We start from the raw sequence: 22,081 nt of genomic DNA, 5'->3' as shown, positions 1-22,081 counted from the left end.
TAAGTTTGAGAATACTATTCTCTCAAACGAGATAGGATCTTCTCAATGAAGCATTTGTACACGCGAGACGGGGGATGCGCTAGCCCCCATCCCCCAGTGAGGAGCCAAGGATGAGCGGGCAGAGCGTCCTTGTGTTCGACGAACAGAAATACAGCCGAGACGAGCTGGAGGCGCTAGCCGACGCGCTTGCATCGCGGCTGGTTCGGGATGGTGTCACTGCTGGTCAACGCGTTGCTCTCATGTCGTCGAATCGGCCGGAGTTTGTGGTCGCGGTACTTGCGGTCTGGCGCGTGGGTGCCGCTGTCGTGCTGATCAGTCCGGCGTGGAAGAGCGTCGAGGTTGCGCACGCACTGGCGACAACGAGCCCCGTGTATGCAATCGGAGACAATCCTGTGCTCGCGGAACTGATGCCGATGCTGAGCCTTGACGAGTCGGTCACGTGCAGCGCCGATACCGAAACGTTCGGCGAGCCCGATCCCGCGTCGGATGCCGTTCTCGTCTTCAGTTCGGGAACAACCGGCTTACCCAAGGCGGTCCGGCACACTCATGCGTCGTTTGCCGTTGCCGTCGAGCAGTGGCGAGACGTGCTGGAGCTGACGGAACGCGATCGCATGCAGATCGTGACTCCGCCTTCACACATACTCGGGCTGCTCAACATCGTGACGGCACTCGAGTCCGGTGCATGGCTGCGGCTTCACCGCCGATTCGATCTCGATACGATGCTGCACCACATCGAGGTAGACCGGATTACCGTCGAAATGGCCGTGGCGCCCATCGCTCTGGCAATCGCCTCGCATCCGAAACTCGAATCGTACGATCTCTCGTCGCTGCGCTACATCATGTGGGGCGCAACGCCGGTGACACCTAGCGTTGCCGAGGAAGTCACGCGGCGAACAGGTGTCGGGTGGATGCCGGCGTACGGTGCCAGCGAGCTGCCCGTCATCGCGTGCAACCCCGTCGAGGGTGCACAACTCGACAGCGTGGGGCGTGCGGCACCGGGCGTGAGCCTTCGAATCGTGTCCACCGAAACCGGCGAGGTGCTCGGCACCGGCGAGACCGGAGAAATCCAGGCACTGTCGGCTTCGGTCATGGCTGGGTATCTTCCCGACGAGGAAACCGCCGGTGCGTTCGCAGGCGGTTGGTACCGCACCGGTGACGTCGGACATCTCGACGACGGCGGTTGGCTGCGAATCACCGACCGCCTCAAAGAAATGATCAAGGTACGCGGCTTCCAGGTAGCCCCGGCCGAGATCGAAGCAGTCCTCCACGGACACCCCGGCGTCGCGGATTGCGCGGTGTTCGGAATCCCCGACCCGAAAGACGGCGAAGCGATCGTCGCGGCTGTCGCGACAAGCGGCTCGATCGGGGAAGTGGAACTCATGGAACTCGTAGCCGGCCGGATGGCCGGCTACAAACGCCTGCGGCGAGTGGTGTTCGTGCCCGAAATTCCTCGCCTGCCCTCCGGCAAGGTGTTGCGCCGAGAACTCAAGGAGCGCTATGGACGTACGTCTGACTAATGAACAGCGGCAGCTGCGTGACGCTGCCGCAAAACTGGCCGACGATTTGGGACCGGGTTCGGTCCTCGATTTGGAGGACGGCTCTCGCATCGCTCGTCTGGAGAAGGCGGTGGCCACAACCGGCTGGCGTTCACTCCGCTCGGACGGAGCGTCTGGCGTCGAAGTTGCTATCGTCGCAGAGGAATTCGGCCGCGGACTGGTCGACGTTCCATTTCTCGGACCGGTGCTTGCCGACGATCTACGTCGTCATGTCGCCGATGATCAGCTCACGTGGGCAATAGCTGTCGGTGACGAGGCGGTCGACGCGACCGGTCTCGACCACGCTCTCGTCTTGCGTGAGAACAAGGCATTTGCCGGCCGCGTCGGACCGGTAGCTGCAGGCGCCGATCTGACCAGAGGTTTTGCCGAGTTGCTCGATCCGACGGATTCCCTCGGGGAGATATCGACGGACGACGTGACGCGGTGGGAGGCACTTGCGCTCGTCGCTACCTGTGCCGATCTGGTCGGCACGGCGCGGGGTGCTCACCATGTTGCGACCGAGTACGCCAAGGTCCGTGAGCAGTACGGCACGGCGATCGGGTCGTACCAGGCTGTTGCACATCTGCTGGCCGAAGGCCTCGCGCTGATCGAAGGATCGGTGAGTGTGCTCCGGTACGCGGCGTGGGCCGTGGACGAGCTGCCGCCGACCGAGGCGATCGCAGCGGCGCGGATCGCAAAGATCTACTGCGCGCGGGCAACTCGAACCGTGTGTGAAACCGCAGTGCAGGTGCACGGCGGAATCGGCAACACGTGGGAGTGCCTCGTGCATGTGTACCTGCGGCGGGCATTGACGTCCACCGAACTGTTTCCCGTAAGGCTGGAGGAGATCGACCTTGGACTTTCGTGATTCGCCGGAAGAAGCCACTTTCCGAGACCGACTGCGGTCATGGGCAGCTGAGCGGGCAAAGACATTCCCGAGCTCGGGAGACGAGTACTGGGCACGGCAGGGCGAGTGGCATCAGGCGCTCTACAGCGGCGGATTCTTCGGCGCATCGTGGCCCAAAGAATATGGCGGACAGGAACTGCCGCCCGTCTACGACGTCATCGTCGACGAGGAACTGGCCATAGCGGGTGCTCCGCCTCGGCCCAGCCTCGGATACCTGGTACACGGACTCGGCAGGCACGGCAGTGAGGATCTTCGGAGTCGTTTCCTTCCCGGAATGATCAACGGCACCGAACGCTGGTGCCAGGGATTCAGTGAGCCAGGTGCCGGTTCGGACCTTGCCTCGCTCACGACCACCGCCGTCCGTGAGGGCGACGAGTACGTCATACACGGCCACAAGATCTGGACAAGCTACAGCGATGTCGCCGACTGGTGCCTGCTCTTGGCGCGGACGGAACCCGATGCAAAGCGTCACCGCGGACTGACCGCATTCATCGTCTCGATGGACCAGCCCGGTATCGAGCAGCGTCCGCTCAAGATGATGAACGGTGTCACCAAGGAGTTCGGCCAGGTGCTCTTCGACGGTGCTCGTGTGCCGGTCGATCAGATGGTCGGTGCTCCCGGTGAAGGCTGGGCGTTGGCCATGACGGTTGTCGGGCACGAACGTGAACCCTCCACGCTGGGCTATGCGGCGCGCTACGGCAAACTGGTCCGCCAGCTCGCAGCCAGGAGCGACGGACCGCCGTCGACGGAATTAGCTTGGGCTGCAGTGGAAACGGAGATGTTGCGGCTACACGTGCGTCGCCGCTTGTCCGAGCAGTTGGACGGACTCTCCCACGGTTCTGAGGGCTCGCTCGACAAGCTCCTGATGACCTGGGTGGATCAGGCCGTCGGGCACGCAGCGTTGACGGAGGCGGGTAGCCGCGACACCGAGATGCTCGGTTCGTACCTGTACAGCCGCGCCCAGAGCGTCATGGGTGGGACATCACAAATTCAGAAGAACATCATTGCCTCGCGCATTCTCGGATTGGGAGTTTGACATGTACGACATGCCCGAAGAGATCGACGTCCGCGCAGAAGGCTCGCTGCGGATCATCACTCTTAATCGACCGGACGCGCTCAACGCCGTCAACGACAGTCTGCATACCGGCTTGGCGGAGTTGTGGCCACGGCTCAGCGCGGATCGTGACGCCCGTGCCGCAGTACTCACCGGCAACGGTAAGGCTTTCTCGGCGGGTGGCGATTTTGCCTACCTCGCAGAGTTGGCCGAAGACTCCGAAATGCGGGCTCGCACAATCGCGCACGGTCGTGATCTGGTGCTCGGAATGGCTCGGTGCCGTGTCCCCGTGATCGCGGCTGTCAACGGCCCGGCCGTCGGCCTGGGATGCAGCCTCGTTGCACTGAGCGACATCGTCTACATCGCAGAATCCGCCTACCTGGCCGACCCGCACGTACAGGTCGGACTGGTTGCCGCCGACGGTGGACCGCTGACGTGGCCGCTGCAGATCAGTCTGCTGCTGGCAAAGGAATACGCATTGACCGGGACGCGCATCGGAGCGGAGAAGGCCTGCACGCTCGGCCTGGCCAACCATGTGTCGCTCGATCCACTTGCCGACGCCATCGAATGCGCGAAAAAGATTGCCTCGCAGCCGCGTCAGGCCGTCGAGAGCACCAAGCGACTGCTGAACATGCACCTCGAGCGGGCGATTCTCGCGACACTCGACTTTGCGACGACGGCAGAAGAGCTGACTTTCCAGAGCGAGGATTTCCGGGACAACATCGCGAAGCTCACCGCCGTCAAGAGTTGAATCGGAGAAAGTGGAAGAGGCTGGGCACCAGGGGATCTGTGCCCAGCCTTTTCTTTTCACATCACAGGCACTTGGAGACGATCTCTTCGGCGAACTTCTCGATGGGGGCTCGGTACTGCTCCGCGCTTCCCTTCAAGTGCGAGTGGTCTCCGCTGTGCTGGAGGTCCCAGTCGGCCCACGGTGAGCACATCACGCCGGTGATGCCGATGTCTTCTGCCCGCTTGTAGAGGTCAGGTGTCCGCTCGTCGAACAATCCGAGAATGATCTCGAAAGGCTCGTTTTCGCGTCCGTATTCGCGGCGGTAGCCCTTGATCCGGTCGATCCACACAGTGGCTTCTTCCAGCGTGTATGCAGTCCCGACCCAGCCGTCGCAGTAACGCGCTGCGCGTTTGAGCGCGGCAGCGGATTCGCCGCCGCAGAGGATCGGGACATGGGCAGGCGGGTGCGGTTCGATCATCATTTCCGGGATGTCGTAGTACTCGCCTTTCCACGACACCCAGCCGCCCTTCCAGAGGGCCCGCAGTGCCTGGATCATTTCGTTGAGTCGTGGTCCACGGTTGTCGAAGTCCTGGCCGAGTAGTTCGAATTCCTCACGCATCCAGCCGGCTGAGAGTCCGATGGACACGCGTCCGTTGGACAGTGCACCCGCGGTGCCCACCTGTTTGGCGACCTCGAGGATGGGGCGCGCGGGAGCGATGTAGACGTTGTTGCCGAAATGCAGGTTCTCCGTCACCGCGGCCATTGCGCCGATGAGAACCCAGGCATCGGGCCACTCGGTGTCGGGTTGCCAGTACGGCACGCCGCTTTCCGTTGCCGGATAACGTGTTTTGAGTTCACGCGGGAAGATGAGGTGGTCCGATACGAGGACGCCGTGGTAGCCGTTTTCGTCGAGCATCTTTGCGACGGAGGGCATCTCGGCGGTGTTCATGAAGGCTGTGCCGGTCCAGAATTTCATGCTTCTGCCCTACGCTGGCCGCTGGTTGTCGAATGTATGGAAGTCATGCGGACACAGTATGGGACTGGCATTCAAGTTGTCGGATAACCAGAATCTTTGATTGTTATTGCAGAACAAAGGTTTTCATAGTGTTTCGCGAACGGTCGGGGGCGTCGCACTGGCGTCGACGCCCCCTGGCGTCGCGGTCCGGCAATTTACTTCGGGGGGAACCGCAGTGCGCCGTCGAGGCGGATGACCTCGCCGTTGAGGTAGTCGTTCTCCACGATCGAGGAGACCAGCGTGGCGTACTCCGGCGAGCGGCCCATGCGCTGGGGATGCGGAACCTGCGGTCCCCAGTACGCCTCGAGCTGATCGCCGGCCTTTCCGTAGGCGGGCGTCAGGAAAGTGCCGGGAGCGATCGTCACGACGCGGATGCCGAGCGGCGAGAGGTCGCGTGCGGCAACAAGAGTCATGCCGACAACTCCGCCCTTGGCTGCGGAGTATGGCAGCTGGCCGATCTGGCCTTCGTACGCGGCGATGGACGCCGTATTGATGATGACGCCGCGCCCACTCTCGAGAGCCTCCTGACGACCCATCGCTGCTGCCGACAGGCGCATCACGTTGAACACCGAGATCAAGTACGAATTGATCGTGGTCGTGAACGCCTCGAGGCTCATGGCGCTGCCGTCCTTGCCGACCAGGCGGCCGCCACCGGCGGGGCCGCCGTGGCAGTCGACCGAGATGCGCAGCGGACCCAGTGATTCGGCTTCGGCGATTGCGGCAAGAACGCTGTCTTCGTCGCCGGCATCGGTGCGGACGTATCGAACGCCGAGTTCGCGTTCGAGTTCCTTGCCCTTGTCGTCGGCAACGTCGGCCACGACGACCTTGGCTCCCTCCGAGTGGAGACGGCGAACCGTAGCCTCGCCGAGCCCTCCGGTGCCACCGACGACGATGGCGGAACAACCGTTGATCTGCATTTTGATTTCCCTTCTTGCAAGTATTGATCTCTGTTGAGAGAATAATGTTCTCATGAACATCACCATGATTGCAGAAATGGCCGCATCGAGTTGCGATCGGGCCGTAGTGACCGTCGAAAATCGGTCATTGACCGCCGCGCAACTCCTTGCCCTTGCCCGCCGCGCCGCCGACCGATTCCGGCAATACCCTGCCGTGCTCTACCTCGGCACCAACCACCTCGCGTACCCCGTCGCGCTGTTCGGCGCCGCGATGGCCGGGGTTCCGTTCGTGCCACTCAACTACCGATTGGGCGATCAGCAGTTGACTGCCCTGATCGACCGCCACCCCGGTGCACTGGTGCTGCGTCTCGACGATCTCGACGAACTGATCGACATCGAAGCGATACAGCAGGATTCGGCCGAATCCGAAGCTCCGGCTCCATCCGATGCTCCGGCTCCACAGTGGGACGGTGACAGCGTCGCCGCAATCATCTACACCAGCGGAACCACCGCTGATCCCAAGCCCGCGATACTCCGGCATCGGCATCTACTTGCTTACGTGCTCAACACCATGGAGTTCTCGTCGGCCGACGAGAGCGACGCGTCGTTGGTCTCTGTTCCGCCCTACCACATCGCCGGTCTGACGAACCTGCTCTCGAACCTCTACACCGGGCGTCGGATCGTCTATCTGGCCGCTTTCGACGCCAACGTGTGGCTCGACACCGTCCGGAGCCAAAGCGTCACTCACGCAATGCTCGTTCCCACGATGCTGGCGCGTGTTGTCGCCGAATTGGGGGAGAACGATGCAAATACTCCCTCGCTGGCAAGTTTGGCGTACGGCGGATCGAGAACACCCCGGCCGGTACTCGAGCACGCGCTGCGAAGCTTCCCGGATACCGGATTCGTCAATGCCTACGGACTCACGGAGACAGCGTCGTCGGTGGCAGTTCTCGGCCCCGACGATCACCGGATTGCGTTTGCCTCTACCGATCCGGCAGTGCGTGATCGTCTCGGATCGGTCGGAAAAACGCTGCCGGGCATCGAAATCGAGGTGCGCAGCGAGGACGGTGATCCGGTCGGTGCCGGGGTTACCGGCCTGGTGTTCGTTCGAGGCGAGCAGATTTCCGGTGAGTACGGAAATCGGAGCGTCCTCGACGAGAACGGCTGGTTCGCCACGCGTGATCTCGGCCGACTCGACTCCGACGGTTTCCTGTTCATCGAGGGGCGCGCGGACGACACCATCATCCGAGGGGGTGAGAACATCGCCCCCGCAGAAATCGAGGACGTGCTTCTTGCGCATCCCGCCATCATCGAGGCTGCTGTGATCGGCGTTCCGGATCCTGAATGGGGACAGCGGATAGTTGCTGTTCTCGTCGGTGAGGTCGATCAGGCAGAGATCAAGGCGTGGGTCAAGGAACGACTGCGATCGTCCAAGACTCCCGACATCGTCGTGTTCCGACACGAACTCCCGAAGACCGAAACCGGAAAACTACTGCGCCGCGTTCTGCTGGCCGAATTGGAGAACACCCATGCCTGAAGCAATTATCGTCTCCGCTCTGCGAACCCCCATCGGTACCGCGGGTAAGGGAACGTTGCGAGACACCACCGCTCACGACCTCGCGCACCATGTCGTCGCGGCGGCAGCAGAAACTCTCGACGCGAGTCAGATCGACGACGTCATGCTCGCCGAGGGACTGTACGGCGGCGGCGTGATCGCCCGCCACGCGGCAATTACCGCGGGCCTGACTACGGTGCCAGGCCTGGCACTGAACCGGCACTGTGCGGCTAGCCTGGGCGCCGTGCAGGCCGCTGCAGGGTCCATCCGTTCCGGGATGGACAAGCTGATCATCGCCGGTGGCGTCAACTCCTCGTCGACCAGCCCGCGGTCGTTGTTCCGCGTCGACGGCGAATTTGTGCCGTGGATGTCCCCGACGCACCCGGATCGCCCCGATGCGCCGAACAAGGACATGTCGATCACGGTGGGCTGGAATGCCGCGGTGAAGGCCGGAGTCTCGCGCGAGGACATGGACGCGTGGGCTCTGCTCTCGCACCAGAAGGCAGTGAGCGCCATTGACGAGGGGCGGTTCAAAGAAGAGATCGTGCCCATCAGCACACCGCACGGACTCTTCTCCGTCGACGAGCATCCGCGCCGTGAGACGAGCCTGGAGAAGCTCGGCTCGCTCAAGGTGCTGCACCCCGAGATCGAAGGCTTCAGCATCACCGCCGGAAATGCGAGCGGCGCCAACGATGCTGCTGCGGTTCTCACCATCGCCAGCAGCGATCTGGGGATGCCGGGACTGGGAACGGTAAAGTCGTGGGCATCCGTCGCGGTCGATCCCGCATTCACGGGTCTGGCTCCTGTCGAGGCAATTCCGAAGGCGTTGGCACGCGCGGGAATGTCGCTGGCCGACGTGGATCTGTTCGAGATCAACGAGGCGTTCGCAGCTATGTGCGTGGCGACGATCAAGATGCTCGGAATCGATGCCGATCGTGTAAATGTCAGCGGCAGTGGATGTTCTCTCGGGCATCCCGTGGCAGCCACCGGTGCGCGCATGCTGGTGACCCTGGTGCACGAGCTGCGACGCCGCGGCGGCGGAATCGGTGTGGCAGCCATGTGCGCCGGTGGCGGTATGGGTTCGGCGGTTGTCATCGAGGTTCCGGCTCCGTGACGTCGACTGCGAGATCGACTGGTATTTCGACTGGGGCCGAGAGGTATTCGAGTACTCGATGACTGTAATTACCGTTGCAACGATCGAGGATCTTGTCACCGCGGCGCGCTCAGGTTCACTGCGCGCCGCGGGCAGGTTGTTGAGTCTGGTCGAGAGTAGTCGGCGCGAAGAAGTTCTCGACATCGTCGGCTCACGACCGGTGCGGGTGGTCGGAGTGACCGGTCCGCCGGGCGCAGGCAAGTCGACCACCATCGCAGTCCTCGTGCGGGCCTATCGTCATCGCGGACTGCGGGTTGCCGTTCTTGCGGTCGATCCTTCCTCGCCGTACAGCGGCGGGGCATTGTTGGGCGATCGAATCAGGATGGCAGAGCACATCGACGACGCCGACGTCCTCATCCGCTCGGTGGCCACTCGCGGTCACCTGGGCGGTCTGGCCGTTGCCGTACCCGCAGCGATCCGCCTCCTCGCGGCGCTCGACTACGATCTGATTCTGCTCGAATCGGTGGGCGTCGGGCAGTCCGAAATCGAGATCTCGGCCATCGCCGATCCCGCAGTGGTCGTTCTCAATCCCGGTGCGGGGGATGCAGTTCAAGCGGCCAAGGCCGGACTGCTCGAGGTTGCCGACATCCTGGTCGTGAACAAAGCGGATCGAGAGGGTGCGGATCAGACCGTCCGCGACTTGCGCGCCGAGGCCGGCGTCCCCATTCTCAAGCTGATTGCGTCCAAAGGTGTTGGTGCGGAAGAACTGGCTGATGCCATCGACGCTCACCAGCGTGCAGACACCCTTGCCCGGCGAACGGCTCGGGCAAGGGTGCAGATTCTGTCGTTGGCGCAATCGAGGCTGCGTGCCCACGCAGACCTCGACGAACTTGCCGCCGCCGTCGCAGCGGGCCGCAGCGATGCGTACACCGCTGCGGCGCGACTGCTCGGAACGTAGGAAAGCCAGCTAGCTCAGATCTGCGACAATCTGCGGAAGGTCGTGTGTCGTAAGAATTCCCGGAGCTGCATCACAGACAGAAGGAATGGCGTTGACTGCCCGGTTTGCCGTGTAGGCCGGCGCGGTCTCGCTCATCCTCTCCAAGGGGATGGGGAAACGAAGATCGATGTCGAGTGGCGCATCGCCGTCGACGTCGATGTGCCAGCCGGTGTCACGAATCTTCCAATCCACGTCGAGTTCGCTCGAGCAGTACCACGTTGCGCAGAAGCTCAGCAGTTCTCGGCCGGCATGTTTGCCGCTCACGGTGATCCGTTGAGCGGCAACGGTGCCCGCCTCCAGGGTTCCCGCTGCGATCTGGACTGTAGTTCGGGTGGTGGCCAGCTCGCCGTGGGCGTCCACGGAGTCCAGCGGCATGAGGATCGACTCGGCGACCAGCTGGAGAGACGGACCGAAGTTCGACTTCACGTGTGCGATTCGGTTCTCGTCGAAATCGGTCGGGGTGAGCCCGAATCCCATGACATCGAAGAGTATCCCGGGTGAATTACGTTGGGAGAGATCGGCGAATTCACTGATCGCGAGGTGGTTCAGGCGACGTTGAATCGAGCTCAACACCAGGGGGAGTGCCTCGGTCACAAATCCGGGACTGCTGCCGGTGCTGTGGATCGACGTTCCTCCGGTTCGGCACGCGGCTTCGATCCGCTCGCGCAGTGCTGGGTCCATGCCGGCAGGGTAGTGAAATTCTCCACGAGTGGTGACGATGTTCGAGCCGGCCGCGAGAATGCGGCATACTTCGTCGGCGTCGAACTGGCGTGGCATGTACAGCACACAATCCGCGGCCAGCCCGATGACGTCGTCGATGCTGGTGGTGGCGACCACCCCGGCGTCGTCGATACCGCACAGTTCACCGGCGTCACGACCGGCCTTGTCAGCCGAATGCACGTATACCCCGGCCAATTCCAGATTTGAATGTTCGATGACGCCGCGCAACGAGCGGGTGCCGATGTTGCCGGTCGCCCACTGAACCACCCGGTAGGGTCTCACGGCAGAGGTTCTCTGAACAGCGCTGTCGGACAGCGTATTTGAACTCATGTCACACCTAACTGATCGGTCGGTGCTACCGAGAATCGGTTGTCACGGTAGGCGGAGCAGGGCTTCCTGTGCATACGAGGCAACGAGGTTGCCGTCCTCGGAGTACACGTCGCCGCGGCCGAAGCAGCGCCCGTGAGCAGTCACGGGGCTGTCCTGACGCAGCAATAGCCACGAGTCGGTCGTGAAGGGTCGGTGAAACCACAGATTGTGTGAGGTGACTGCGGACGTGAAGGTGGTTCCGTTGCCGAGTTGGCTCAATCCGTCGACCGGGCGTAGTGCGGTGCCGATCAGCGTGAGGTCGGTGGCGTAGGTGGCGATGGCGGGTGCGAGGTTCTGGCTGACCGGTGGGGTGCGCATCCACATTTCGAACTCGGGCGCGCCGGTGTCGGTGGAGTTGAGGTCGACGTCGGTGCGTATTTCCCACGGGATCAGGTCGACGTCGGTCCGGAACTCTTCGCCGAGTGGCGACGCAATTGTGTTCTCTGACTGACGATCCGGGCCGTCCTCGGGAGCATGCATGGAGATCAGGGACGTGGCGATGACGCCTTTGGATTGGCGCGCAACGATGGTCAATGTTGCGAAGGAACGGCCTTCGTGTTGACGCGTCACTTCGTAGCGGACGGTTTCGTCGGCGCTGCCTTCCCTGGCAAACAGGGAATGAAGCGACTTGATGCTCTTGTTCGGACAGGTCAATTCGGCCGCGCGGACGAACTGACCGAGAATTTGCCCGCCGAAAAGTCGGTGGTACGTCAAATGCAGGTTGGGACCCTCGAAAACGAGGGTGGCCGCATTCTCGTCGGTATCAGTTCGTCCGGTCTGCGGTTGCAGGTCGAGGCAGGCTAGGAGGTCGTTCCATAACTCGGACATCGGCCGAGTGTATATAAAATTTTCTCAATTGAGAATGAAGTTCTCAATCCTGTTTTTCAGCCCTTGTGTGCGAACCCCTGTGAACAGAAGGCCCAGACCTCGTCGGAGGAAATGGGATGGACGGTCGCGTCGTCCGGGGCGCCGCTGGACTGCGCAATGAACATCACCGTCTGCATGGTCATGGCGGCAATTCGGCGGGGGTTGACGCCCTCGCGCAACTGTCCTGCTTCGCTCACCTTCTCCATCAGTTCGACAAAGAACGCGAGAAGCGAGGAGTGGGCAACCTTGACCTCGGCCGGATGCGACAGCAGCAACTGGGGGGCGAAATCGGTGAACAGCGGACGCTGAGCAGCCGGGTCGGGACGACAGAACTCGAAAAGGAGCTCGACTGCGATCTTGAGTTGGTCCATCGGTTCGGATGTACCGGCGGTCGCTGCACGGATCTGTTCGGCGCTACGGCTCAGGGCGTCTTCGAACAATGCCAACAGTAGTTCGTGCTTACCGTCGAATTGGAGGTAGAAGCTACGCAAGGACAGTTTGGACCGGTCGACCACCTCTTGCACGGTGAAGTCGGTGGTGCCTTTTTCGGTGATGATCGACTGTGCCGCATCGAGAAATCGCTGCACGCGTTGCTCTGCGCGAAGCTTTGCGGTCTTGATGGAACGCTCGACCGACCGTTGCTTCCATGCCGGCTCTTCGCTGGGCGTGGTCACCACTGCACCAGCCCCCTTCCGATTGTCAAAAACATGTTTGCACTGTACCGGAGATGTCTGTGTCACAGTGGAACGACCAAGTGTTATTTACATTTTCGAGACTATTACTATCGCTAAGCGAGAATGCTATTCTCAAACAATAATGCACCGCAGCTCCGACAGGGAGGCAGTTCGGGATGCTCTTCGAGTTCGACTCCGATCAGCGACTATGGCAAAACACCGTGCGCGAAGTGACGGCAAAGGAATGCCCGTCGTCGCTGATCCGGGAGGTCGTCGACAACGACGCCAACCCGATACAAATTTGGAAAACTTACGTTTCGCTCGGTTGGACCGAGTTGACCGATCCTGATACCGCAGTTGAATTGGCAATCGTCTTGGAAGAGTTGGGCCGAGCGACGGATCCCACTCCCTACCTGGCGACAATGACACAATTTGCTCCACTTTCGAGTGAGCCGATCGATCCTGAGCAGCCGGGAACGGCAGTATTCGAGGGCGTCAGTGCCAGCCGTGACGGAAACGGGTGGCGTCTGGACGGCACGGCGCACCGCGTACTCGACGGTGATCGCGCCGAGAAGTTGGCCGTCGTCACGTCGGCGGGAGTCTTTGTTGTTCCGGCCGCGGACGTCACAGCGACGCGCAGTCCGATTTTCGATCCGGTACTTCATGTTGCGGAAGTGTCGTTCGACGGCGTGCGGGTCGGCGTCGACCAGCGCAGTAGCGCAGATCCGGCACGGGCCATGGACCTCGCGCTCACCGGAATGGCGCTCGCGACAGTCGGAGCGTGTCAGCGCGTCCTTGATCTTGCACTCGACCATGTGCGGAACCGCAAGCAGTTCGGTTCCCTCATCGGATCGTTCCAGGCTGTCCAGCACAAAGCTGCCGACATGCACCTCGCAATCGAGCGTGCCCGTGCCCTCGCGTACTACGCAGCGCTGACGATTGCCGAGAACGACCCGAGACGGCGGCTGGCCGCGTCCATGGCCAAGGCTGCAGCCGGGGAGTGCCAATCGTTGGTGTTCCGCAACGGAATGCAGCTGTTCGGAGCGATGAGCTTCACCTGGGAAAACGACCTACAGTTTGCGCTCAAGCGTGCCAAAGCCGGTGAGCTACTGCTCGGCGGTGCGGCACAGCATCGGGCGCTGATCGCCGAGGAGTACCGTGCAACTCAACTTTGACGCCGACGTCGAGGAATTCCGGGCAGAGTTCCGCGCTTTCCTGGACGAGAATCTTCCCAGCGAGGCGCAGGCCGCGGAGCGCGCCGGATCCAGCGCGGATATTCCGCAGTGGGCGCGCGAATGGCAGCGTCTGCAGTTCGACAACGGTTGGCTGTTACCGGGCAACCCGCCGGAATTCGGTGGGCGCAATGCTGGGATCCTCGAGCAGTACGTGCATCTGGAGGAACTGTCGAAGCGGCGGATCTATCACAGCTTCAATCCGCAAGGACTGGGCATCATCGCCGCGTCGTTGCTCTCGTTCGGAACCGAGGAGCAGAAAAAGCAGTGGGCCGCACCGATTTTGCGTGCTGAGATCACCGCTGCACTCGGCATGAGCGAGCCAGGCGCAGGTTCGGATCTTGCGTCGCTGCGCACCCGTGCCGATCGTGACGGAGACCATTTTGTGGTCAACGGTCAGAAGGTCTGGACATCCGGCGCGCATGACGCCGACGTGATCCTGACCTTCGTCCGCACCGATCCCGACGCCCCCAAGCATCAGGGCATCAGTGTGCTGATGATCCCCACCGACTCACCAGGCTTGGTTCGCCGGCCCTTTGCATCCATCTGCGCAGACGATGATCTCGACTTCAACGAAGTGTTTTTCACCGATGTGAAAGTTCCGGCAGAGAACCTGATCGGTGAACTGAACAAGGGGTGGTCAGTGGCAACCGGTTCGCTCGGACACGAGCGAAACCTGTTGTGGCTCAGCTTTGCCGATCGCCTGCAAGATCTGATGGCGGACTTCCATCCGGCGACGGACATCGACCGGGATCACTACGCGACGCTCGTGATGGACCATCAGGCGCTGCGTCTGCTTGGTTCGGCAGCGTTGGCGCGCGCTGCTCGCGGTGAACAGGACGTGGCCGCCCTGTCGATACTCAAACTGCTCGGTTCCGAAGCTGTACAACGCTCTTCGGAAGAAGCCTTGATCGCCGCCGGACCCGAAGGTTTGGTTCATCCGGCTTTGACGTCGGCGTACAACCCGATGGACAACGAGGCCTTCAGTTCGAGTTGGTTCGAACGTTATGCACGAAGCTTCGCCGGCACGATCGCCGGTGGAACCTCCGAAATCCAGCGCACTATCGTCGCCGAGCGCGTGCTCGGCCTTCCCCGAAGCTGAGGAGCCTGACATGTACATTCTCTACGAGGTGGCCGACAAGATCGCGACCATCACCCTCAACCGTCCCGAAGTTGCGAACGTCCAGAACATGCAGTTGCTCGACGAACTCGACGCAGCCTGGACCCGTGCGGCCGAGGACGACGACGTCGCGGTGATCGTAGTTCGCGCCGAAGGCAAGCACTTCTCGGCCGGTCACGACCTCAATGATCGTTGGCCCTCGCCCAAGGAAATCACCTTGGAATGGATCTACCGCGCCGAAAGCCGTCGATACCTGGAATACACGTTGCGCTGGCGCAACACTCCCAAGCCGTCGATCGCAGCGGTTCAGGGGCGCATCATCGCGGGTGGCTTGATGCTGTGCTGGCCGTGCGACCTCATCATTGCTTCCGAGGACGCATTGTTCTCCGATCCGGTTGCGTTGATGGGCATCGGCGGCGTCGAATACCACGGTCACACGTGGGAACTCGGCGCCCGTAAGGCAAAGGAAATCCTCTTCACCGGTCGTCCGGTGACGGCCGAAGAGGCTGAGAAGACCGGCATGGTCAACAAGGTTGTGCCGCGCGATCAGCTCGATGCCGAGGCGCGCGCCATGGCCTTGCAGATTGCCGAGATGCCGTCATTCGGCCTCCGTCAGGCCAAGCGCGCAGTCAACCAGACACTCGACGTGCAGGGCTTCTATGCTGCCGTGCAGTCCGTGTTCGACATCCACCAGACCGGTCACGGCAATGCCCTCAGCGTTTCGGGCTACCCGATCCTGGTGAAGTTGGACGAGATGAAGGAAAAGATCAAGTAGGGCCTTCGGCCCTGTGCGCCTTTCTGGTAGTTCGCGCTACCGGAAAGGCGCACAGGGTTATTCCCACCTTGCGGGTGCAGGCTTCTCCAACGTCAGCGGACGTTCGTATGACAAATCCTCGCGGTCGCGGGTGCCGACGAGGTAGCCCTTTTCTGTGAAGAAGGGCGATTGCAGCACCCGTGCGTCGGCGATGAACATTGCCTCGACGGTTGATCTCCGAACTGCAATGCGCCACTGCCCCTCTCGCCGTTCCAGGCGATCGAGATAGCGTCCACTGATGAATTGCGCGCTCTTGCCGTCATTGCCGACGAGGACAACGATGACGTAGCTTTCGGCATGTGCGACCTCGCCGTCGATGTCGCACGAGTGCGTGGTGATGTTGTGCGTGTGTACCTGCGAGGTTTCGGCGTGGGCAGTGTTCGCCCATTCACCGTATTCGGGACCCGTATTGGTTGCGAACCCATGTTCGTCGACGCCGTTGTCGTGGTACGCGGCGGTGATGAGATCGATGTCGTGTCGATCGCATCCGCGGGCGTGCCGGCTGATGCAGTCCAGGATCGCGGTGCGATCCATGAGATAGCGAACATCTTTCTGTAGTGTCTCGAGCTGCTGGGTCTCGGTGGAGTTGTCGAGGGTCATCCTCTGCTCATTTCAGCTGATGTGATGTCGGTGGGAAGTCTGCCGCGATAGACGCATTGGACTATACAGTTGTATAGTCCAATCGTGGCGTGATTCGACCGGCGGTCATATGTCTCCGTCGAGGCCAACCCAATTCTCTGGCAGCATTATTCGCGCCAGACGGTGGCCGGGATCAGCCACTCCAACTTTGGAGGAATCATGCGAATCGGATTGACCGGCGGCGCTTCGTCCACCGACAAAATTGTCCAGCAAGCACAACGAGCAGAGGCAGACGGTTTTACCTCACTCTGGTACGCCAGCACGGTCGCCGGTGATCCGCTGACTGCACTTGCGGTAGCCGGGCGGGCCACGACGTCGATCGAACTCGGAACTGCTGTTCTGCAGACCTATCCGTGCCATCCACTGCTGCAGGCGAATCGCGTTGCTGCCGTAGCAGAGGCCATGGGACGCAAGGGATTCACATTGGGGCTCGGACCTTCGCACGAATCGCTGGTCCGGGACGTGTACGGCTTGTCCTACGACCGCCCGGGTCGCAATACCGAAGAATATGTACAGATCGTCACCGCACTGCTTCGCGGGGAAGACGTCGACTTCCGCGGCGCGGATTGGTCGACGCGCAGTGCCGGCCGGATGGCCAAGGTCGTCCACGACGTCCCGGTGCTGCTCTCCGCCATGTCGCCCCGCATGTTGCGGGTGGCAGGACAATACGCCGATGGCACGGTGTTATGGATGGCGTCGGGCAAGGTGATCGAGTCCCACATCGCTCCCGCGCTCCATACTGCTGCGGAATCTGCGGGTCGCCCAGCGCCTCGAATTGTCGCCGGGTTGCCGGTGGCGGTTCACGACGATGCCGACGAAGCTCGCGCCGCTGTTGCTGCAAATGCCACCGCGTATGCCGGAATGCCCAACTATCAACGCGTTCTCGACGCTGGCGGAGCAAGCAGCCCAGCGGATGTGGCGATTGTCGGCAACGCTCGATCGGTGCGCGCACAATTGCAGTCCCTGGTGGACGCCGGCGCCACCGATATCTGGGCTGCCGTCTTCCCCGTCGGTGCGGACCGGAAGGAATCCGTCCGCCGGACCACTGATCTTCTCGCCGAAATGGCAACTCCGGTAACAGGGTAACTTCCGGGAGGAACCGAATGAGGTACGACGTGGACACGGTGACACAGCAGGATTCGGATGAGGTTGCCCGAGCTGTTGCGTCCGTGCGGCGGCTGACAGCGGCTGTAGCGGCCGCCCGCTCCGACATGCCGGGGCTCTCTGCCGTGGCCTCGCGGATACATGCTCTCGCTGACGATCTCGAGGCTCGCTCCTGCTCTGCCGCGGAGCGGGTGAATCAGATGAACACTATCGGCAGGATCGTCCGATACAGTCCGGTAGTCGGATCCGCCAATGTGCTTGCAGCTCCGCTCCACTTGCGTCACATCGGCGACGGTAACGAGGGGACAGTCACTTTTTCGGTCGCGCATCAGGGTTCCCTCGGAGTAGTGCATGAGGGTTTTGCGGCGATGGTCCTCGACGTTGCTCTCGCGGAAGCGAACATGGCAGCAGGAGTCCCCGCCATGACAGCAGGTTTGACGCTTCGCTACCACCACCCGATGCCGGTGTGCTGCGACCTGACGGTACGGGCCTGGCATGTGTACGTAGACGGCCGAAAGTCGTGGTGCCGTGGAGAAATCTGGTGGGAACACGACCTGTGCGTGAGTGCAGAAGGACTGTTCATCGTTCCGCGCGAAGGAGGGGCTCGTGGCCAGGATCGACAGGGCTGACGTGATTAACCCGTCACCGATCGACGACGCGGCGGACGGACTGCGGCGATTGACTGACCTTCTCCTGAGGGTGGACGAGAACGATCCCGCCCTGGTCGCGGTAGCCGACGAACTCGACCGCATCGAAGCGGCGCTCGAGCAGAACGCTGGACCCGTGGAGTTCCGTGACCCTGTCAGTGGGAGAGGCAATGCCCTCGCACCGCCCCTGGATATGGAGAGATTGCCTGACGGCACTGTCCGGGCGACCGGCTCGCTCGGCCTGCCCTACCAAGGACCGCAGGGACTTGTGCATGGTGGGATGTCGGCGCTGATGCTCGATCACATACTCGGCCTGACACACCCGGAGGGATCGACCCTTCTGGAGGAACTGGTGGTGCGCTACCACCAGCCGCTCCCACTCTTCGAAGGCGTTGTGATCACCGGTCGTCGGATGAGCGATGAAGACGAGAAGGTCCGCGCTCACGGTGAGATCACCGTGGACGGGTACCTGGCGGTGTCGGCGGAGGCGCTCTTCCGTGACGCGCCTCCGCCGACGACCTGACTTGTGTGAGCTCAGCTCAGTTGCGTCAGACGTGGAGCAAATCCCTGAGTTCGGATGGTTGCCCCCGCCTCACGGGTGAGTTCCCGTGCACTGCCGAGCAATCCGTCGAGAAGCATGGCCCGACGGACGTGACGGTGAAGGTCGTGTTCGGCAGTGAAACCGATCCCGCCGAGTACTTGCTGGCAGTGGCGGGCCGTTGTCAGAGCGGCTTTGCCGGCCGCGGCCTTCGCCAGCAGCGAGCCGAGGTCGTCGGTGGCGGTATTCAACGTTGCTTCCGCGCCCTCGATGGCGACCAGCGTCTCGGCAAGCCGATGACGAACAGCCTGGAACGATGCCACCGGCTTACCGAACTGCATGCGGTTCAAGGCATGGGTGCGGGCGAGATCGAGCATTGCGCGACTGGTACCCACCAACCACCACCCGAGTGCCCGGCGACCTGCCGCGAGCGGGACGGCATCACCGGCCTCCACGACGCGCAGCGGAACATCGGTGTCCAATGTTGTTCCGGGTCCCTCACTCCGTTCCCACAGGACCCAGCGCTCACCGGAGTACGGCAGCGCGACGGTACCGCCCACGGGCAGACTCAGCGCGGTATCGGCTAACACCACGTCGTTGACCAATGGTGCATGGGCGCCGGTCTCGCCGAGCAGGCGAAATACCAGAGGCACTGCTACATCGGGCATTTCGGTGAGCATCTCGGTCCAACCGAGTTCGGTCATGGCGGCATCGAGTTTGCTGCCGGACACACTGAGCATTGTCTTGCGGAGCGTTTCGGTGAGCAGATTCAGCTCGTCGTCGTGCATGCTCATTCCTTCCCCAGATCCAGCAGCCGCCGCGCGATGATGTTGCGCTGAATTTCAGCTGTACCGCCGTAGATGGTGGCTGCACGCGAGTACAGGAACTCCGACCGCCATGGCGTCTCGTCGAGTTCGATGGTGCCAGGCAACAAGTCGCGCACGGTATCGAACAACTGCTGCTCGGAGGTCGCCAGCAGAACCTTGTCGATCGATGTCTCCGGGCCGATCTTTGCGCCCTCCGCCAATCGGGTTTGTGTCGCGAGGGACCGGGCTCGCACGGTGTGCAGTGCCAGGTAGGCGGCGCCGAGTTCGGCGTCATCTGTTGCGTCTGTGTCGGATTCGGCGAGCAGCTGATCCAGACGGGAGAACAGGTACGCGATCCGATGCCAGAAGCACGTGGAACGCTCATGGGGCAGTAGATCCATCGCCACTCGCCAACCGTCGCCCGGCTTGCCGAGCATGCGGTCCGCCGGAACGACGACGTCGTCGAAGTAGACCTCGGCAAACTCGTCGACTCCGTGCATGGTGCGCAGCGGCCGGACGGTGATGCCTGGAGTGTCCATGTCGACGAAGAAGGCGGTAATTCCGTCGTGGCCCGGCCCGGTACGGGTGAGCAGGACACATCGCGCCGAATACTGAGCCAGCGACGTCCAGACTTTCTGACCGTTGACAACCCAGTTTTCCCCGTCTCGGACTGCCCGGGTGCTCAGCGACGCGAGATCGCTACCCGAACCGGGTTCGGAGAAGCCCTGGCACCATTGCTCACGTCCACTGAGAAGTCGCGGAACCATTTCCGCTGCCAACTCCGGCCGGGCGTACGAAATCATCGTGGGAGCAAGGACTTCGATCATCGAGTAGATGCCGGGCTCGGCGAGGTCGCGAGTGGCAACTTCCTCGCCGAGAACCGCACGCAGGACAGCGGGCCCACCGAGCCCGCCGACCTCCCCGGGCCAGCCGTACCGCATCCAACCCGCGTCGAACAGTGCACCTCGAACGCGGCCGAGCTGTTCTACCTGACCGTCGAGCGAATGATCGGATCCGGGGGAGAGATCGTTTTCGGCCAGCCAGGTCTGAACGGCCGACCGAAATTCGGGGACGTTCATGCCCCCGGACGATCGAAAGCGTGAGGAATACCCGAATCATGATCGCCGTTGCGGCGCAGGAACGTCATCGCGCGCGTCTGCAGCCGCCAACCGTCTTCGGTGCGCAGGTACGTATCGCTGTAGTAGCCGATCCGCATGTCGTGCGTTGCATGATCGACGAAGCACAGTGTCTGGCTTCCGGTTGCCGTGTCGGCACCGGTGAATTCGACGACGGGTGTCCCCGTCATGAACAGCCCCTGGGGAGCGGCCGCAACCAGAGCGGGAAACTCGTCGAGTGGGTACTTGTCGCCGAAAGCGCTGTACGTGCCGTCCGGAGTGAACACAGCGACAACACCGTCGACATCGCCCTTGGTCATGTTGACCGCATAGCGAGCGAGAAGTTGCGAGATCTCCATGATCTCGTCAGTTGTTGACATAAATCTTTCCGCCCTTCATGACGAAGCCGACTCGCTGGGTAACCGTGATGTCCTCCAACGGATCTCCGGGTACCGCAATGATGTCGGCGAGTAGACCTTCGGCCAGACGGCCACGGTCGGTGACGTTGATCAGATCTGCCGCGACGGTGGTGGCCGCCCGCAACACTGCGATGTTGCTCATGCCGCGAGAGACGAGGGCAACCAGTTCGTCTGCATTCTTTCCGTGCGGGATTGCCGGCGCATCGGTGCCTACGGCGATCTTCACACCGGCGTCGTATGCCGCCTTGACCGAAAGTCTTGCACGCGGGAACATTTCGGCTGCCTTGGCCTGTAGCTCCGGCGCGGCCTTGGAGGTATCCATGGCGTCGGCCAAGCGCGTGGTCGGCACCAGGAAGGTGCCGTGCTCGACCATCATTGCGATGGCCTCGTCGTCGACCAGGAAGCCGTGCTCGATGCAGTCGATGCCGGCTTCGATTGCCGCCTTCACTGCTTCTGCACCATGCGTGTGCGACGCGACACGCAGACCGCGTCGGTGCGCCTCGTCCACGATCGCACGCAGTTCTTCGTTTGAATAGTGTTGCGCACCAGGTAGTCCGGTATGCGACATGACTCCACCCGAAACGCAGACCTTGATCAACTGAGCGCCGTGCTTGATCTGGTAGCGAACAGCCTTACGGCACTCGTCGACACCGTTGGCGATGCCCTCTTCGATAGTCAGGTCCAACACGCCGGGAGCAAACGCCGCGAACATCGTCGGATCGAGGTGGCCACCGGTGGGAGTGATCGCGTGGCCGGCCGGGATGATTCGCGGTCCGTCGACCCAACCCGCATCGATTGCCTTGCCGAGAGCCACGTCGAGCAGGTAGCCACCGGTTTTCACGAACAGTCCCAGGTTGCGAACAGTGGTGAAACCCGCGCGCAGAGTGCGACGTGAGTTGCCGACGGCACGCAGCATCCGGAGCGGCGGATCATCCTGAACCGTTGAGTAGACCGGCTTTTCGCCGCGTCCACCCATCAGCAGGTTTACCTCCATGTCCATGAGTCCGGGAAGAAGAATCTGGTCGCCGAGGTCGACGATTTCGCCTTCGGGTGTTCCGCCGATTCCGACGATCTTGCCTTCGTCGACCTTGATGACGGCCGGCCGGACTATCTCGCCGCTGTCGACGTCGAGCATTCCCGCTGCTTTGAGTGTGATCATGTTCAGTCCCTTTGAGATCAGAAGATCAGAAGATCAGACGATCGGTAGATCGGGTCAGACGACGGGTTCGACGGTG

23 protein-coding genes are annotated in these 22,081 nt (G+C 62.1%); 13 read left to right on the top strand and 10 right to left on the bottom strand.

Translation table 11 applies throughout. The annotated features are described in order from the left end of the window. Positions 1-110: 110 nt before the first annotated feature. Genes FEZ60_RS27745 through FEZ60_RS27730 form a run of 4 tightly spaced genes read left to right on the top strand, consistent with a single transcriptional unit; the run spans position 111 to position 4,247 of the window. Positions 111-1,517, top strand: coding sequence for an AMP-binding protein (locus FEZ60_RS27745; RefSeq protein WP_045064796.1), 1,407 nt, complete (start codon positions 111-113; stop codon positions 1,515-1,517). After that, complete coding sequence (locus tag FEZ60_RS27740) at positions 1,498-2,403, top strand: acyl-CoA dehydrogenase family protein (RefSeq protein WP_033236991.1); 906 nt, start codon at positions 1,498-1,500, stop codon at positions 2,401-2,403. Before FEZ60_RS27745 ends, FEZ60_RS27740 begins: the two co-directional genes overlap by 20 nt. Further along, positions 2,390-3,478 carry an acyl-CoA dehydrogenase family protein gene (locus FEZ60_RS27735; RefSeq protein ID WP_045064792.1) on the top strand — a complete coding sequence of 363 codons (1,089 nt, stop codon included), beginning with the start codon at positions 2,390-2,392 and terminating at the stop codon, positions 3,476-3,478. The genes FEZ60_RS27740 and FEZ60_RS27735 overlap by 14 nt, the downstream gene beginning before the upstream one ends. A 1-nt stretch (position 3,479) precedes the next feature. Further along, positions 3,480-4,247 (top strand): enoyl-CoA hydratase/isomerase family protein, encoded by a 768-nt coding sequence (locus FEZ60_RS27730; RefSeq protein ID WP_033236989.1) that lies wholly within the window; start codon positions 3,480-3,482, stop codon positions 4,245-4,247. 61 nt (positions 4,248-4,308) lie between these two features. Here FEZ60_RS27730 and FEZ60_RS27725 read toward each other — a convergent pair whose 3' ends face one another. Together FEZ60_RS27725 and FEZ60_RS27720 are read right to left on the bottom strand one after the other, a co-directional pair. Then, entirely contained in the window at positions 4,309-5,202 is an 894-nt protein-coding gene (locus tag FEZ60_RS27725) for a TIGR03619 family F420-dependent LLM class oxidoreductase (protein ID WP_045064789.1), read from the bottom strand. A gap of 194 nt (positions 5,203-5,396) precedes the next feature. After that, positions 5,397-6,158 (bottom strand): SDR family NAD(P)-dependent oxidoreductase, encoded by a 762-nt coding sequence (locus FEZ60_RS27720; protein WP_033236987.1) that lies wholly within the window; start codon positions 6,156-6,158, stop codon positions 5,397-5,399. A 52-nt stretch (positions 6,159-6,210) separates the two neighbouring features. On the opposite strand from FEZ60_RS27720, the gene FEZ60_RS27715 reads away from it, so the two are divergent. The 3 genes from FEZ60_RS27715 to FEZ60_RS27705 are packed head-to-tail and all read left to right on the top strand — an operon-like array spanning position 6,211 to position 9,743. Continuing rightward, the gene (locus FEZ60_RS27715; RefSeq protein WP_045064786.1) at positions 6,211-7,674 is read left to right on the top strand and encodes a fatty acid--CoA ligase family protein; all 1,464 of its coding nucleotides are present in this window, start codon (positions 6,211-6,213) and stop codon (positions 7,672-7,674) included. Then, on the top strand, positions 7,667-8,806 hold the full coding sequence (locus FEZ60_RS27710; RefSeq protein WP_033236985.1) for a thiolase family protein: 1,140 nt from the start codon (positions 7,667-7,669) through the stop codon (positions 8,804-8,806). Before FEZ60_RS27715 ends, FEZ60_RS27710 begins: the two co-directional genes overlap by 8 nt. Positions 8,807-8,864: 58 nt before the next feature. Beyond that, positions 8,865-9,743, top strand: a complete 879-nt coding sequence (locus FEZ60_RS27705; protein WP_045064784.1) for an AAA family ATPase — start codon at positions 8,865-8,867, stop codon at positions 9,741-9,743. A gap of 9 nt (positions 9,744-9,752) precedes the next feature. Here the strand turns inward: FEZ60_RS27705 and FEZ60_RS27700 are convergent, their stop codons facing one another. Genes FEZ60_RS27700 through FEZ60_RS27690 form a run of 3 tightly spaced genes read right to left on the bottom strand, consistent with a single transcriptional unit; the run spans position 9,753 to position 12,412 of the window. Beyond that, a complete protein-coding gene (locus tag FEZ60_RS27700; RefSeq protein WP_172937604.1) occupies positions 9,753-10,832 on the bottom strand; it encodes a dihydrodipicolinate reductase in 1,080 nt (359 codons plus the stop codon). A gap of 42 nt (positions 10,833-10,874) precedes the next feature. Continuing rightward, the gene (locus FEZ60_RS27695; protein WP_172937603.1) at positions 10,875-11,699 is read right to left on the bottom strand and encodes an acyl-CoA thioesterase domain-containing protein; all 825 of its coding nucleotides are present in this window, start codon (positions 11,697-11,699) and stop codon (positions 10,875-10,877) included. 56 nt (positions 11,700-11,755) lie between these two features. Continuing rightward, positions 11,756-12,412 (bottom strand): TetR/AcrR family transcriptional regulator, encoded by a 657-nt coding sequence (locus FEZ60_RS27690; RefSeq protein WP_230590427.1) that lies wholly within the window; start codon positions 12,410-12,412, stop codon positions 11,756-11,758. A gap of 176 nt (positions 12,413-12,588) precedes the next feature. Between FEZ60_RS27690 and FEZ60_RS27685 the strand changes: the two genes are divergently transcribed. From FEZ60_RS27685 to FEZ60_RS27675, 3 genes are read left to right on the top strand one after another with little or no spacing between them, the layout of a single operon-like run. Next, positions 12,589-13,587 (top strand): acyl-CoA dehydrogenase family protein, encoded by a 999-nt coding sequence (locus tag FEZ60_RS27685; protein WP_172937602.1) that lies wholly within the window; start codon positions 12,589-12,591, stop codon positions 13,585-13,587. After that, positions 13,571-14,746 (top strand): acyl-CoA dehydrogenase family protein, encoded by a 1,176-nt coding sequence (locus FEZ60_RS27680; RefSeq protein WP_033236980.1) that lies wholly within the window; start codon positions 13,571-13,573, stop codon positions 14,744-14,746. Before FEZ60_RS27685 ends, FEZ60_RS27680 begins: the two co-directional genes overlap by 17 nt. Positions 14,747-14,756: 10 nt before the next feature. Next, on the top strand, positions 14,757-15,539 hold the full coding sequence (locus FEZ60_RS27675) for an enoyl-CoA hydratase (RefSeq protein WP_033236979.1): 783 nt from the start codon (positions 14,757-14,759) through the stop codon (positions 15,537-15,539). A 57-nt stretch (positions 15,540-15,596) separates the two neighbouring features. On the opposite strand, the gene FEZ60_RS27670 is transcribed toward FEZ60_RS27675, so the two are convergent. Further along, positions 15,597-16,178, bottom strand: a complete 582-nt coding sequence (locus FEZ60_RS27670; RefSeq protein ID WP_045064780.1) for a nuclear transport factor 2 family protein — start codon at positions 16,176-16,178, stop codon at positions 15,597-15,599. Between the two features lie 198 nt (positions 16,179-16,376). Here FEZ60_RS27670 and FEZ60_RS27665 point away from each other — a divergent pair, with 198 nt between their 5' ends. Genes FEZ60_RS27665 through FEZ60_RS27655 form a run of 3 tightly spaced genes read left to right on the top strand, consistent with a single transcriptional unit; the run spans position 16,377 to position 18,491 of the window. After that, positions 16,377-17,303, top strand: coding sequence for a TIGR03564 family F420-dependent LLM class oxidoreductase (locus FEZ60_RS27665; protein WP_033236977.1), 927 nt, complete (start codon positions 16,377-16,379; stop codon positions 17,301-17,303). Between the two features lie 17 nt (positions 17,304-17,320). Then, complete coding sequence (locus FEZ60_RS27660; RefSeq protein ID WP_051730780.1) at positions 17,321-17,950, top strand: PaaI family thioesterase; 630 nt, start codon at positions 17,321-17,323, stop codon at positions 17,948-17,950. Further along, complete coding sequence (locus FEZ60_RS27655) at positions 17,928-18,491, top strand: PaaI family thioesterase (RefSeq protein WP_141485099.1); 564 nt, start codon at positions 17,928-17,930, stop codon at positions 18,489-18,491. Before FEZ60_RS27660 ends, FEZ60_RS27655 begins: the two co-directional genes overlap by 23 nt. Positions 18,492-18,502: 11 nt before the next feature. Here FEZ60_RS27655 and FEZ60_RS27650 read toward each other — a convergent pair whose 3' ends face one another. Genes FEZ60_RS27650 through FEZ60_RS27635 form a run of 4 tightly spaced genes read right to left on the bottom strand, consistent with a single transcriptional unit; the run spans position 18,503 to position 22,005 of the window. Then, positions 18,503-19,300, bottom strand: coding sequence for an acyl-CoA dehydrogenase family protein (locus FEZ60_RS27650; RefSeq protein ID WP_202026603.1), 798 nt, complete (start codon positions 19,298-19,300; stop codon positions 18,503-18,505). After that, positions 19,297-20,391, bottom strand: a complete 1,095-nt coding sequence (locus FEZ60_RS27645) for an acyl-CoA dehydrogenase family protein (protein ID WP_172937600.1) — start codon at positions 20,389-20,391, stop codon at positions 19,297-19,299. The genes FEZ60_RS27650 and FEZ60_RS27645 overlap by 4 nt, the downstream gene beginning before the upstream one ends. Next, entirely contained in the window at positions 20,388-20,807 is a 420-nt protein-coding gene (locus tag FEZ60_RS27640) for a nuclear transport factor 2 family protein (protein WP_045064773.1), read from the bottom strand. The genes FEZ60_RS27645 and FEZ60_RS27640 overlap by 4 nt, the downstream gene beginning before the upstream one ends. Beyond that, positions 20,794-22,005 carry an amidohydrolase family protein gene (locus tag FEZ60_RS27635; RefSeq protein WP_033236973.1) on the bottom strand — a complete coding sequence of 404 codons (1,212 nt, stop codon included), beginning with the start codon at positions 22,003-22,005 and terminating at the stop codon, positions 20,794-20,796. The genes FEZ60_RS27640 and FEZ60_RS27635 overlap by 14 nt, the downstream gene beginning before the upstream one ends. Positions 22,006-22,081: the final 76 nt, after the last annotated feature.

The organism is Rhodococcus sp. MS16 (genome assembly GCF_013277795.1).
GTDB lineage: Bacteria > Actinomycetota > Actinomycetes > Mycobacteriales > Mycobacteriaceae > Rhodococcus_F > Rhodococcus_F globerula.
The sequence above is the reverse complement of the archived record's forward strand: the minus strand, read 5'-3'. Positions and strand labels throughout refer to the sequence as shown.